The 12607-nt window shown below is 60.9% G+C and carries 12 protein-coding genes, 1 tRNA gene and 1 pseudogene; 5 read left to right on the top strand and 9 right to left on the bottom strand.

What is annotated here, in order from left to right; genetic code table 11:
- Positions 1 to 26 precede the first annotated feature (26 nt).
- Entirely contained in the window at positions 27 to 980 is a 954-nt protein-coding gene (gene pip / locus FUU19_RS22085) for a prolyl aminopeptidase (RefSeq protein WP_230507374.1), read from the bottom strand.
- 156 nt (positions 981 to 1136) lie between these two features.
- Complete coding sequence (locus FUU19_RS22080) at positions 1137 to 1532, bottom strand: RidA family protein (protein ID WP_025302446.1); 396 nt, start codon at positions 1530 to 1532, stop codon at positions 1137 to 1139.
- 106 nt (positions 1533 to 1638) lie between these two features.
- Here FUU19_RS22080 and FUU19_RS22075 point away from each other — a divergent pair.
- Together FUU19_RS22075 and FUU19_RS22070 are read left to right on the top strand one after the other, a co-directional pair.
- Positions 1639 to 2145: pseudogene (locus FUU19_RS22075) on the top strand (LysR family transcriptional regulator); the annotation flags it as partial.
- A 38-nt stretch (positions 2146 to 2183) separates the two neighbouring features.
- On the top strand, positions 2184 to 2576 hold the full coding sequence (locus tag FUU19_RS22070) for a LysR substrate-binding domain-containing protein (RefSeq protein ID WP_230507372.1): 393 nt from the start codon (positions 2184 to 2186) through the stop codon (positions 2574 to 2576).
- Positions 2577 to 2580: 4 nt separating this feature from the next.
- Here FUU19_RS22070 and dksA read toward each other — a convergent pair whose 3' ends face one another.
- Positions 2581 to 3006, bottom strand: coding sequence for an RNA polymerase-binding protein DksA (gene dksA, locus FUU19_RS22065; RefSeq protein ID WP_025302444.1), 426 nt, complete (start codon positions 3004 to 3006; stop codon positions 2581 to 2583).
- A gap of 369 nt (positions 3007 to 3375) precedes the next feature.
- Between dksA and FUU19_RS22060 the strand changes: the two genes are divergently transcribed.
- A complete protein-coding gene (locus FUU19_RS22060; protein WP_230490382.1) occupies positions 3376 to 4122 on the top strand; it encodes a carbon-nitrogen hydrolase family protein in 747 nt (248 codons plus the stop codon).
- A gap of 26 nt (positions 4123 to 4148) precedes the next feature.
- Complete coding sequence (exoX, locus tag FUU19_RS22055) at positions 4149 to 4817, top strand: exodeoxyribonuclease X (protein WP_004928833.1); 669 nt, start codon at positions 4149 to 4151, stop codon at positions 4815 to 4817.
- A 37-nt stretch (positions 4818 to 4854) separates the two neighbouring features.
- Here the strand turns inward: exoX and FUU19_RS22050 are convergent, their stop codons facing one another.
- The 6 genes from FUU19_RS22050 to FUU19_RS22025 all read right to left on the bottom strand — a co-directional run bounded on the left by FUU19_RS22050 (position 4855) and on the right by FUU19_RS22025 (position 11739).
- Complete coding sequence (locus FUU19_RS22050) at positions 4855 to 6888, bottom strand: S9 family peptidase (protein WP_141969500.1); 2034 nt, start codon at positions 6886 to 6888, stop codon at positions 4855 to 4857.
- Positions 6889 to 6956: 68 nt separating this feature from the next.
- Positions 6957 to 7610, bottom strand: coding sequence for a tellurite resistance TerB family protein (locus tag FUU19_RS22045; protein ID WP_230490381.1), 654 nt, complete (start codon positions 7608 to 7610; stop codon positions 6957 to 6959).
- Between the two features lie 157 nt (positions 7611 to 7767).
- The gene (locus tag FUU19_RS22040) at positions 7768 to 8334 is read right to left on the bottom strand and encodes a TorD/DmsD family molecular chaperone (protein WP_230490380.1); all 567 of its coding nucleotides are present in this window, start codon (positions 8332 to 8334) and stop codon (positions 7768 to 7770) included.
- A gap of 42 nt (positions 8335 to 8376) precedes the next feature.
- Positions 8377 to 9114: a phosphatase gene (locus FUU19_RS22035; protein ID WP_025302439.1), complete on the bottom strand. Its 738-nt coding sequence runs from the start codon at positions 9112 to 9114 to the stop codon at positions 8377 to 8379.
- A 90-nt stretch (positions 9115 to 9204) separates the two neighbouring features.
- The gene (gene ghrA, locus FUU19_RS22030) at positions 9205 to 10146 is read right to left on the bottom strand and encodes a glyoxylate/hydroxypyruvate reductase GhrA (protein WP_230490379.1); all 942 of its coding nucleotides are present in this window, start codon (positions 10144 to 10146) and stop codon (positions 9205 to 9207) included.
- 126 nt (positions 10147 to 10272) lie between these two features.
- Positions 10273 to 11739: a peptide MFS transporter gene (locus FUU19_RS22025; protein WP_230490554.1), complete on the bottom strand. Its 1467-nt coding sequence runs from the start codon at positions 11737 to 11739 to the stop codon at positions 10273 to 10275.
- A gap of 447 nt (positions 11740 to 12186) precedes the next feature.
- Between FUU19_RS22025 and FUU19_RS22020 the strand changes: the two genes are divergently transcribed.
- Positions 12187 to 12276: transfer RNA gene (locus FUU19_RS22020), tRNA-Ser, on the top strand.
- Positions 12277 to 12607 lie beyond the last annotated feature (331 nt).

The following is a 12607-nucleotide window of genomic DNA, read 5'->3' as shown; positions in this document are numbered from 1 at the left end:
CCCGCCATTACGGCGGGTTTTTTACGTCACTTGCCGGCGAACCGGTCGGTGGCGAGCATCAGCTGGTGCAAAATGCCCGGCTCATCATACGAATGCCCCGCCCCTTCCACGATATGCAGCTCCGCTTCCGGCCAGGCCTTGGCCAGATCCCAGGCGTTCTGCACCTGGCAGGCCATGTCATAGCGGCCGTGGACGATCACCGCCGGAATATGGCGGATCAGCGGCACGTTGCGCAGCAGCTGGTCGTCGCTCTCCAGGAAACCCAGATGGGTGAAATAGTGGTTTTCAATGCGGGCGAACGCCAGCGCGAAATCATCCTCGCCGAACGAAGCGGATTCGCGGCTCGGCAACAGCGTGACCGTCTCCCCTTCCCACACGCTCCACAGCTTGGCCGCTTCAAGCTGCACCTGCGGATCGGCCGAGGTCAGCCGCTGCCGGTAGGCGGCGATCACGTCTTTACGCTCGTCATCCGACAGAATGGACAGCACCCGCTCCCATTTGTCCGGGAAGAAGCGCGAAGCGCCGTCCTGATAATACCAATGCAGTTCCTGTTTGCGCAGGGTGAAGATGCCGCGCAGCACCATTTCACTGACGCGTTCCGGGTGAGTCTGCGCATAGGCGAGCGCCAGCGTCGATCCCCAGGAACCGCCGAACACCAGCCACTGGTCGACGCCGGCCATTTCGCGCAGCCGCTCGATATCGGCCACCAAATGCCAGGTGGTGTTATTGTCCAGGCTGGCGTGCGGGCGGGAACGGCCACAGCCGCGCTGATCGAACAGCAGCACCTTGTAGCGTTCGGGATCGAACAGCTGGCGATGATGCGGGGAGATGCCGCCGCCCGGCCCACCGTGAATGAAGACCGCCGGTTTACCGTTCGGGTTACCGCTCAGCTCCCAGTAGATCCGGTGGCCATCCCCAGTGTCCAGCCAACCGCTGTCGTATGCCGCTAACGGCGGGTACAAACCTCGTAATTGTTCCATGGCGCTTTCCGTCTCTCTGTGAGTCATGCTTTCATCAAAGCGGAAGCCGCCCGGCAGGTCAACGGTAAAACCCGAAAACTCGAACGCGCGCCGAGAACTCAGCGCGCGTTTGCTCAAAATCACATCGACCTGCCTGCAAAATGCCCACAGGCCCGATCAGTTAAGGTGCGCGATCGCACTGATCTCCACCAATTGCTCGGGCGAAGCCAGCCCGGTGACGCCGATCAGCGAACCGGCGGGCCGGTGATCGCCGACATAGCGCTTGAACAACGCAACGCACGGTTCAAAGTGCGCCAGTACATCGGTCAGGTAGATCTCCACATACGCTAGGTTCGAACGTTCGGCACCGAATCCCGCCAATACCCGATCCAGATTGTCCAACGTCTGTTGGGTTTGCCGTTCGATATCGCCCGCGCCGATAAACTCCCCCTGCATATCATGGGAAAACTGCCCCGAGATGTAGAGGGTATCCTTGACGCGATAGCCTTGGGACACGCCATTCTCCTCTTCCCAAATGACCCCGTGGTGGTAGTGCGTGATGCCATTTTTCATGTTGTTTCTCCAACCGTTTATCGTTTCCATGACGACTATAATCGTTTGATTGGCGAATGGATGTCGTCACTGAAACGACGTTGACGATGCATTTAATATATTGAATATGTTGAATTTATTGTCTTTTCACCGGTTCTCAGAGGGCAGCATGCTACGGGCGAATCTCAATGACATTCAGGTTTTCATGGCCGTCGTCGACGCCGGCAGTTTTGTCGCCGGCGGACAGACGATGGGGCTATCGCGTTCGGCGGCGGGCAAGGCCATCGCGCGTCTGGAGCAGCGGCTGAGCGTGCGGCTGTTGCATCGCACCACGCGTTCGCTTGGCCTGACCGACGAGGGACGAGAGTTTTATCGACGTGGCCTGCAGATCCTCGCTTCGGTCGACGATGCCGAGGCCAGCGTGGCCGGCGACAAGGGCACCGCACGCGGAGTGCTGCGGTTGACCGCCCCTTCCGCCTTCGGCAGACGGATCCTGTTACCGCTGGTGCCGAAATTTCTCGTCGCCTGGCCTGAGGTGCAGGTGGAGATCAGTTTTTCCGATCGCCTGGCGGATGTCGTGGAAGAAGGATTTGATTTGGCAGTACGGATCGGCGTCACGGCGCCGGATACCCGGTTGGTATCCAGAACCCTCGCCAGGTATCGCGCCCTGCTGTGCGCCTCCCCCGCCTACCTCGTGCCCGTGGCGAACCGCATACCGTCGAGTCGCTCGCCGGGCACGAGGCTCTGCTGTTCAGCAGCCGCAACCAAAAACAGCCCTGGCGGCTGCGTGACGAGCGCGGCGAATGGGTCAAGGCCCCAGTTCGCGGCCGCCTGCGGCTGGACAGCGGAGAAGCGCTGCACGATGCGGCCTTGGCCGGGTTGGGCATCGCGTATCTGCCGGAGTTTATGATTGCGGAGGATTTGGCCGCCGGTCGTCTGCAGCAGGTGCTGCGCGCCGTGGAGGGTGAAGAAGTCAGGATTGTGGCGCTCTATCCGAATAAGCGCCTGCTGGAACCCCGCGTCAGGCGCTTTCTCGATCTCTTGGTGGATACGCTCGGCGGCTGAAACCTTACCCGCCTTTACGCATATGCGGCTCGCGCATCTCCTGTGCGGTTTTCGCCTCGATGCTCAGCTCCGCCGTCGGGCGCAGCAGCAGGCGCGCCAGCCCGATAGGTTCGCCGGTTTCCCGGCAGTAGCCGTACTCGCCGTTCTGCAATCGCGCAAGCGCCGCATCGATTTTCGGCAGCAGGCGGCTTTCGCGATCCAACTGGCGGAACAGCAGGCGCAGATCCTCTTCGCGCGCCGCCTTGTCGGCTTCATCGCCCGTCGCTTCGCCGCTGTCGATCTCTTTTTTCAGCTCATCGATGTGCAGCAGCAGTTTTTGCCGCTCGTCCTGCAGCAGCTGGCGGAAAAACGCCCGTTGAACCGAGTTCATATAATCAGAATCCGGCATGGCCAGCAGTTGCTGCGCATCCGGTAACGTCATGACTGTCATTGCGCTCTCCCAACACCAAAAGTGTAATATTATAACATAATATTTATTTTTAGCACCCGGTCACCTAAAAACAAAATTACAAATTTAAACAGCAGGTTAAAAACAGCTCGCACTTTGTCGCTTGCATCCTCTTGGCTTTAGGCGGTTAATGGCTGAGCAAGCCACCCAATCATAGGTAACGAGAGGCCATCATGAGTAAGGGAATGGATAGCAAAAAGAATGCGAAGAAGAAGCCGTTGAAAACCCCAGCCGAGAAACGTGCGGAGAAACGCGCCAAAAAAGCGCATCCGTCTGGTGAGTAAGCGTCCTTCCATCCGTCATTAAACCCGCCAAGGCGGGTTTTTTATTGCCTCACAGGAGAGATGGCCGATGTCCTGCCTCACCCTTGCCGCCGCCCAATACCCCGCCGCTGCGGCCGATATCACCTGCAACCTTGAACGTCACCTTGAATTTATCGCGCAGGCAGCAGATAAGCAGGTGCAACTGTTGGTGTTTCCCGAACTGTCGCTGAGCGGCTATGAGTTAGCCAATGCTGCCGAACTGGCGCTGACGCTGGACGATCCCCGTCTGCAACCGCTCAGTGCGGCGGCGCAATCGCGGCAGATGACGATCATCGTCGGAGCGCCCTTGCGCAGTGGCCAGGCGTTGCACATCGCCGCCTTGATCTTTCACCCCAACGGCACGGTGGCCGTCTATTCCAAACAGCATCTGCACGGCACGGAACAGCAATACTTCTCGCCCGGAGAGGGTGGCCCGTTGCTGGAGCTGCATCGGCAACACATCGCGCTGGCTATCTGTGCCGACACTTCGGAACCTGGCCACGCGGGTGCCGCCGCACAGGCGGGTGCGCACATTTATGCCGCCGGCGTACTGATATCTGAAGCCGGTTACGCAAAAGACAGCGTCGCGCTGGCAGGCTATGCCCGGCGTTATGGCATGGTCACGCTGATGGCCAACCATACGGCGCCAACCGGTGGCTGGATCCCGGCAGGCCGCAGCGCCATCTGGGATGAAACGGGAGAGCTTCTGGTTGCCGCGCCGGATGACGCTCCTGGGCTGATCATCGCCGACAAGACTTCCGACGGTTGGCACGGCCGCCTGTGCCGGTTAAGCTGAAGCCTGACGGCAACGCGGAGGAAAACATGACGTTACGCGTAATAGATACCGAGACCTGCGGGCTGGACGGCGGCGTGGTGGAAGTGGCCTCCCTCGATCTGCTCGACGGCCAGTTAACCAACCCGATGAGCGATCTGGTCAGCCCGGATCGCCCCATCAGCCTCGACGCAATGGCGATTCATCACATCACCGAACAAATGGTGGAAGGCAAACCGCGCATTGCGGTGGCGATCGGCCGCTATCAGGGCAGCCCTTACTACGTGGCGCACAACGCCGCTTTCGATCGCGGCGTGCTGCCGGAGATGAACGGCGCCTGGATCTGCACCCTCAAGCTGGCGCGCACGCTGTATCCGGACATCAAGTACGGCAACCAGTATCTGCGCTACGCGCTGAACCTGGACGTGCAGCTGCCGGCAGACGCCACGCTGTACCCGCACCGCGCGCTGTATGACTGCTACGTCACCGCCGCGCTGCTGCAACGCATCATCAAGGATTCGGGCTGGACGCCGGAGCAAATGGTGCAGATCACCGAACAACCGGTGCTGCTGAAGAAGTTCAAATTCGGCAAGTATCGCGGGCAGGAGATCGATCGCATCGCCCAGGAAGACCCCGGCTATCTGCGCTGGATGCTGAAATCCATCGACGATCTGAGCCCGGACATGAAGCACACGCTGAAATACTATCTGATTGGCTAACACGGCGGGCGGCACAGAGGCCGCCCGCCGAATGCCGTTATTCCGCCAACGCCAGAATGAAGGCGTACTCCAGCGCAATATCCTCATAGGCCTTGAAGCGCCCGGACTTGCCGCCGTGCCCGGCATCCATGTCGGTATACAGCAGCAGCTGCCGATCGTCGGTTTTCAGCTCGCGCAGCTTGGCCACCCACTTGGCCGGCTCCCAATACTGCACCTGCGAATCGTGCAGGCCAGTGGTCACCAGCAGATGCGGGTATGCCTGCGCTTTCACCTGATCGTACGGGCTGTACTGCTTGATGTAGTCGTAATAGGCCTGCTCGTTCGGGTTGCCCCACTCGTCGTATTCGCCGGTGGTCAGCGGGATGGACTCGTCCAGCATGGTGGTCACCACGTCGACGAACGGCACCTGCGCCACCACGCCGTGGAACAGCTGCGGCGCCTGGTTGATCACCGCGCCCATCAGCAGGCCGCCGGCGCTGCCGCCCATGGCGAACACCCGCTTGCCGTCGCCGTAGCCCTGGGCGACCAGCGTTTCGGTCACGTCGATAAAGTCGTTGAAGGTGTTCTGCTTGTTGAACAGCTTGCCGTCTTCATACCACAGCTGCCCCAGCTCACCGCCGCCGCGAATGTGCGCCAGCGCGAACACGACACCGCGATCGAGCAGACTCAGGCGGCTGGCGCTGAACGCCGGATCCATGCTGCTGCCGTAAGAGCCGTAGCCGTAGACCATCAGCGGGTTGGCGCCGCGCTGGAAGCTGTCCTGGCGATACACCAGCGAGACCGGCACTTCGACGCCGTCGCGCGCCTTCACCCACACCCGCTCGCTGCGGTAGTTTTCCGGCGTGAAGTTCTTCACTTCCTGCTGTTTGAGCATCGTCCGCTCGCCGCTGTCCATGTTCAGCTCGTACAGCGTGGTCGGGGTGGTCATCGACGAATAGCCGTAGCGCAGCAGCGCGGTCTCCGGATCCGGGTTATACGCCAGCCAGGTGGTGTACGTCGGATCGTCGAAGACGATGCGCTTCTCTTCGCCAGTCTGCCAGTGGATCTGGCGCAGCAGCGTCAGGCCGGCGCTGCGCTCCTCCACCACCAGCCAGTCGCGGAACAGGCTGAAGCCCTCCAGCATCACGTCGGCGCGCGGGGCGATCAGCGTCTGCCACTGCGCTTCGTCCGCCTGTTCGCTTTGGTACAGGCCGAAGTTCTTGCCGTCCTTGTTGGAACGGATGTAGAAATGCTGGTGATAGTGATCGATGGCGTACTCGTGATCCTTGCGGCGCGGCACGAACAGCTGCGGCTTGGCGTCCGCGCGATCGGCATCCAGCAGCAGGATCTCCGAGGTGGTGGTGCTGCTCAGGTGGATCAGGATAAAACGCTCGGAGGTGGTCTTCTCCAGCCCGACGTAAAAGGTATCGTCCCGCTCTTCGTAAATCAGCTCGTCCTGCTGCGGATCGCTGCCCACCACGTGGCGATAGACCTGATACGGCAGCAGCGTCTTGGCGTGCTTGCGCACGTAGTAGACCGTCGAGGAATCGTTGGCCCACTCGAAGCTGCCGGAGGTGTTCTCCAGCACTTCGTCCGCCCAGCTGCCGTCGGCCAGGTTCTTGAAGCGAATGTCATACTGGCGGCGCGACAGGAAATCCTCCGCTACCCCCAGCCGCTGGTTGTCGGGGCTGACGTCCAGCCCGCCCAGGGTATAAAACTCGTGGTTCTCGGCGCGCTGGTTGCCGTCGATAAGCACCTCCCAGTGCTCGCTTTCGGCCTGCGGCTGGCGCACGGAAATCGCGTATTCGTTGCCCGGCTCGTAGCGCGTCTGATAGCGATAGCCATGGCGCACGTAAGGCACCGAATGTTCCTGCTGCGGAATGCGCGCCACCATCTCTTCGTACAGGGTTTCGCGCAGGGCCTGCTGCGGCTTCAGCATCGCATCGGTGTAGGCGTTTTCCGCCTGCAGGTAGTCCAGCACCTGGCGGTCTGCGCGCTCGTCGTCGCGCAGCCAGTAATAGTCATCCACGCGCGTATCGCCGTGGATAGTAATGGGATAAGGACGTTTTTCCGCTTTCGGTGGGGTCATCATTGCTAAATCATCCGCTTACATAGATTGCGGCAAGAGTGACACGATTCCCCCCGGCTTGCCAAGCGGCGCTACGCCAGCTCGCGCTTTTTCTCGTTGACGTCGCTCTCGATGCCCTGCTTGACGTCCGCCGGGATCTTCAGCGCCTGCGCCAGCGCATCGAGGTAGCCGCGCTCCATAAAGTGATCGACGTCGATCACCAGACAACTCAGATAGTAAACCTCCAGCGCCTCGTCTTCGTTTTGCACGCTGCGGGCGATCAATTCCGGGTTGAGCGGCTGATCGAGCGCTTCCTGTACCCAACCCTGCGCCTCTTCCCCCACCTGCAACTGCGCCAGGCTGTGATCGATGGCGCGCTGCTCGTCGGCATCGATATGGCCGTCGCTCTTGGCGGCAAACACCAGCGCCTGCACCAGGCGTTTGGCGCGCAGATCCACCGGCGTGGTTTGGAAACCGAACTGCGGTTCGTCCTGATGGGTCTCTTTCACCCGCTGTTTGTACTTGTTCCACAGCACTGCGCCCACCGCCGCGCTGCCGCCGATAATCAGCGCATTCTTGCCGAACTTGCCCACCAGCTTGCGCGAGGACTTGTTGGCCAACAGCACGCCGACCAGGCCGCCCAGCGCCGTGGGCGCCAGCAGCTTGCCAATGCCTTCCGCCCCGCCCATCGCGCCGGCCTTCTGCCCGATCAACGTTTGAATCTGCTGCATCCAGTTACTTTTCATCATCTACCCCTTGCGTGAAAAAACGCGGCGCGCAGGCGCGGCCGAACCGACGGTAAACCGCCAGATTAGGGGATCTTTTGTCAATTTACGTCTGGGGGATGCAAACCTGTGTTTAGCGGATCGGCGGGCCGGGCGGCCCGCCGGGATGGCTGCGGCGTTACGCGTCTTCGTCGTCCTGCTCGTACTCCGCCAGCTCGTCGCGCATCGCCTGGATGGCGTCGCGGGTCATCAGCGCCAGCGTGCGGTAGAAACCGGTGGTGGCGTGCGCTTCCACTTTGCCGAGGAAGCGGCCGCACCACGGCAGCAGGAACTCGTCGAACAGGGCGATCTGCGCCTGCGCTTCATCTTCCTGCGACTGATCTTCCAGCCAGGACGCCGCCAGCAGCAGCTGGCCGAAATGGTCAGCCGGCGCCTCCGCCAACGGCATGCCGCGCTGCTGCAGGAAAGTGCGCACTTCCGCTTCGTTCGCGCCTTCGACGTAGTCGGAGCGGAACGGCGACACGCTACACTCACTGCCGACGAACATCGCGTTGAAGTCGGTCGCCAGTTGGTTGACGTCGCAGCCCTGCTGCAGGCGCTTCAGCAGGTCATCCTGCTCCAGCGGCCAGTGCTGCTGCAGCTTGCCCTCTTTAATCAGCTCGAACAGCGGCACCAACAGCGGATCCTGCGGCTGGCGGTAGAACAGCGTACCCAGCACGCGGCAGACAATGGAAAACTCATTCATGATAAGGCCTTATACAATACGGAAAATTTTGCCGGGACGATGTCACAAATCGGCCAATTCCGCAATCGCCGGCTTGCCGCGCCGTTCGAGAAAGTCCAGCAACCGGCGCGGGCTGACGTTAAGAATGCGCTCCTGCGGGAAGCCCACCTCGTCGATGATGCGTTCGCAGTGCTCAAAGTTACCCAGCGAAAAGGCGACGTGCGAATCCGAACCCAGCGCCAGCCAGCCGCCGGCATCGCGCACCGCGGCGGCGATCGCCCGGCAGTTGGCCTCGCTGCCCTTGCGGGAGTGGGTGAATGACGAGTTATTCAGCTCCAGCGCCACCTCGTATTTGGCCGCCGCCGCCGCGACGGCGGGAATGTCGATCGGATAACGCGGGTTGCCGGGGTGGCTGATGATATGCACATCCCCCTGCGCCATCGCGGCGATCATCGCTTCAGTATTGGACGCTTTGTCCTGCGGCGCAAACACCGGCTCATGGAAACCGGCGATGATCACGTCGGTGGCGGTCAACATCGGGCCGGTGCAGTCGATGTCGCCCTGCAGGTTTTTGATATTGGCTTCGATGCCGCGCAAGATGCCCACGCCGTTCACCCGCCGCGGCCAGACGTGCATGTTCATGAAGTGCCAGTAATGCGGCGCATCGGCCATGTCCGGGCCGTGATCGGTGATGGCGAACAGCTTGATGCCCTTCTGCTGGGCTTCGGCGATGTAATCGTGCAGCGTGCTGTAAGCATGGGTGCTGGCGACGGTGTGCATATGCAAATCAACGGGGTACATTGTTTCTCCTTCCAGAGGGCCCGCCCGCAAAGGTACGGGCAGGCGCGATGACGATAACAGCTTATCAGTTACCGAACGGCGGCTGAAGGATCAGTAACCCCGTTGCCTGTCGACCACGCCGGCCGGGGTGCGCCCCGCCTCCAGCGCGCGAATATTGGCGGCGATCTGATCCATCGCCTGCTGCGGCAACGTGATGGCAGCAATATGCGGGGTAATGGTGACACGCGGATGACGCCAGAACGGGTGATCCTGCGGCAGCGGCTCGCGGGCGAACACGTCCAGCGTGGCGGCGGCCAGCTGCCCCTGCTCCAGCGCCGCCAGCAGATCGGCCTCCACCAGATGCGCGCCGCGCGCGATGTTGATGAGATAGGCACCCGTGCTCAACTGTGCGAACAGCTCGCGGTTGAGGATGCCGACGGTCTCCGGCGTATTGGGCAGCAGGTTGATCAGCAGTTTGACGTCGTCGAGGAAGGCCGCGCGCTGCGCCTCCCCGGCGAAGCTTTGCACGCCATCGATCTGTTTGGCGCTGCGGCTCCAGCAGCGCACGCTAAAGCCAAACTCGGTCAGTTTACGCGCCACGCTCTGCCCCAGCACGCCGGCGCCGAGAATGCCGATGGTGAAATCATCCAGCGAGTGCGGATCGAGCGGCTGCCACTCCTGCCGCTGCTGCAGCGCCTGATACTCGTCGAAACGGCGGAAATAGCGCAGCACATAGCTCAGCGCATATTCCTGCATCTGCTGCGCCATGCCGGTATCCTCCAGCCGCAGCAGCGGTACGCCGGCGGGCAGCGTGCCGGGGTGCTTTCGCTCCTGATCGAGGATCGCGTCAACGCCAGCGCCGAGGGCGAACACCGCTTTCAGATCGCGGCGGTTGGCCAGCATCTCGTGCGGCGGGCGCCACACCAGCGCGTAATCGGCCGGCCGCTCGTCGCCACGCTGCCACTCGCGGATCTCGGCCTGCGGCAGGCGTTGCTTGATGCCGGCCAGCCATTCCTGGGCGTTAAACAAGGGGTGGTAATAAATGATGTTCATACTGCGGGCTCCCGTTTGTTTTTATTGGTTTTCCTCCAGCCTTCCGCGATTCACCGCCGGATGCAAGCGTTAAAGCCCAAAATAAAAACAGCCCCGACCAGTGGGGCTGTTGCGCATACTCGCCAATCAGGCGGCAGACGGGCCGTCGCGCCGGATAAGGCGCCGCAGCAGCGGAATGAGAATCAGCATCGCCACGCCGACGCCCGTCGCCCCCCAGCCCAGCGCGCTGAAGATTTCGCTGTAGCCGGGGTTGGTTTGCAGCGGCGTACTGCCGCTGTTTTCCGGCATCAGGCCGGATACATAGCCCGCCAGCACCGAGGCGACGCCGGTCACCATCATCCAGCAGCCCATCATCACGCCCTGATAGCGCGGCGGCGCCAGCTTGCCGATCATCGCGTAACCGATCGGCGAGATCATCAATTCACCGACGCTTTGCAGCACATAGCTGATAACGATCCATTTGAATGCCACCAGCCCGTCGCCGCCCGCCATGCTGATACCCAGCGGCAGCACCAGCATGCCCAAGCCGATGCAGAACAGCGATCCGGAGAACTGCAGCGGAATGTCGATGTTGCAACCGCGAGCGCGCAGGCGGTTGAACCACCAGGCCAGCAGCGGGCCGCCCACCACGATCACCAGCGTGTTGATGTTCTGGATCCACTGCGGCGCCACCTGAATGCCGTAAACGTTCAGGTTGATGTTGTGCTCGGAGAACAGCATCAGCCCCATCGGCGCCAGCTGGTACAGCGCCCAGAACACCAGCGAGCCCAGCGCCAGGATCAGATAGGCCGCCATTCTGCGGCGCTCATCGCGCGGATGGTGGCGCAGCGTCACCACGCACAGCATCAGGAAGATCAGCGCGCCGAGCACGATCACGAAGTGGCCGCTGAATTCGGCGTGGGTCAGCATCACGCGGATGATCGGCACCAGCGCCACCAGCACCGCCAGCCCGACCAGCATGCGCCAACGGTATTGGCTACGGCTGGCGTCGTGCAGCGGGGTATTGAGATCCGCCAGAATGCGCCAGCGACAGATGGCGACGATGATCGCCGCCGCGTTGCCCAGCGTGGCGAACAGGAACAGCGCGCGGTAGTTTTCCGTCAGTTGGAAATAACCGGCGACGGTAAAGCCGACGAAGAACCCGAGGTTCATGCCGGCGTAGTTCCACAGGAAGGCCGATTCGCGCCGATCATCGTCCGGCTTGAAACGCTGGGTGAGCATCATATTGATGCAGGTCACGTTAAGGCCGCTGCCGGTCAGGAACATCGCCAGCCCCCAGTACAGCCCCCACACGCCCGCGACGGCAATCAGCGCGCAGCCGATCACCTGCAGCACCATGCCGAGCACGAACAGGTTGCGGTTGCTGAGGAAACGGCCGCCGAGATAGCCGCCGAACATGTGCAGGCCATAGTTGAAGGCGCCGAACACGCCCATCATGGCGTTGGCGCTGCTTTCGTTGAAGCCCAATCGCTTGGTGGCGTACAGCACCAGCGTGGAGTAAAGCACGGCGAAGCCCAGCGTGGCGAAGATCTGGATGAAGAACAGCGCCCCCGCACCGGGGGGAATGGCATGGCGCGCTTGCGGCGCCGGCATGGCATCTGAAGGAGTCAAAACGAACCTCTACTGCATTATTATGTAATGAGTCTGTCCCTGTCTGCGATATCGCCGGCCTGTCACCCGGCAATCTGCGCGGCGTTGTGATGTTCCTTGCCAAAAACGCCGCGCCGACATGATTCCATTTAGCGACACATCTGACTAATAATCCAGTATTAATGCATATAACAGCAGGTAACCTAACGTTATTGGCGATATATTGAGCTACCTGTACAGAAAAAGGTCAAACAATCGTCTTTCACCGATTCCGACTGCGGTCTTCCCTGCCAACGCGTGGCCACGAGTGGGAATATCGTTCGGTAAATCAGCAAATTGCTGCAAGTTTGGCTAAACAGTCATGAGAATGAAATAAGAGGGTTGACGCTGAGATCAGATTCTCCTACATTAGCGCCCGTCGACAGCGCAACGCGTTTTCGACAACAAAACGGTGAGGTGTCTGAGTGGCTGAAGGAGCACGCCTGGAAAGTGTGTATACGCGAAAGTGTATCGAGGGTTCGAACCCCTCTCTCACCGCCAAATTTAAAGAGAAAGCCTGGACGCGAATCCAGGCTTTTTTTTGCATGGTGCTCTGCGCATCTCCCCACCCTCAGCAACCGTGATTCCCATTTCCGCCGGTTATCCACAAGCCTTACTTCTGATTTTCTCACCCTTTCATGACTTCTGCCCTACCGTTCGCCGCAGTTTTCAGCAAAGTGCACACGGCTTGAGCGGACAAACAAAAACACAGAAATTATTCTTGACCGGATCGGCCCCACTCCCTATAGTAGCGCCCCGTTGCAGCGATGATTTCGCAACAAAAAAATATGGTGAGGTGTCCGAGTGGCTGAAGGAGCACGCCTGGAAAGTG

The sequence above is a fragment of the Serratia montpellierensis genome (assembly GCF_020858655.1).
GTDB classification, from domain to species: domain Bacteria; phylum Pseudomonadota; class Gammaproteobacteria; order Enterobacterales; family Enterobacteriaceae; genus Serratia; species Serratia montpellierensis.
The sequence above is the reverse complement of the archived record's forward strand: the minus strand, read 5'-3'. Positions and strand labels throughout refer to the sequence as shown.

Coding starts and splice junctions, on each gene's coding strand:
- pip (WP_230507374.1), bottom strand. CDS start 980: ATGGAACAATTACGAGGTTTGTACCCGCCGTTAGCGGCATACGACAGC.
- FUU19_RS22080 (WP_025302446.1), bottom strand. CDS start 1,532: ATGAAAAATGGCATCACGCACTACCACCACGGGGTCATTTGGGAAGAG.
- dksA (WP_025302444.1), bottom strand. CDS start 3,006: ATGACAGTCATGACGTTACCGGATGCGCAGCAACTGCTGGCCATGCCG.
- FUU19_RS22060 (WP_230490382.1), top strand. CDS start 3,376: ATGTCCTGCCTCACCCTTGCCGCCGCCCAATACCCCGCCGCTGCGGCC.
- exoX (WP_004928833.1), top strand. CDS start 4,149: ATGACGTTACGCGTAATAGATACCGAGACCTGCGGGCTGGACGGCGGC.
- FUU19_RS22050 (WP_141969500.1), bottom strand. CDS start 6,888: ATGATGACCCCACCGAAAGCGGAAAAACGTCCTTATCCCATTACTATC.
- FUU19_RS22045 (WP_230490381.1), bottom strand. CDS start 7,610: ATGAAAAGTAACTGGATGCAGCAGATTCAAACGTTGATCGGGCAGAAG.
- FUU19_RS22040 (WP_230490380.1), bottom strand. CDS start 8,334: ATGAATGAGTTTTCCATTGTCTGCCGCGTGCTGGGTACGCTGTTCTAC.
- FUU19_RS22035 (WP_025302439.1), bottom strand. CDS start 9,114: ATGTACCCCGTTGATTTGCATATGCACACCGTCGCCAGCACCCATGCT.
- ghrA (WP_230490379.1), bottom strand. CDS start 10,146: ATGAACATCATTTATTACCACCCCTTGTTTAACGCCCAGGAATGGCTG.
- FUU19_RS22025 (WP_230490554.1), bottom strand. CDS start 11,739: ATGCCGGCGCCGCAAGCGCGCCATGCCATTCCCCCCGGTGCGGGGGCG.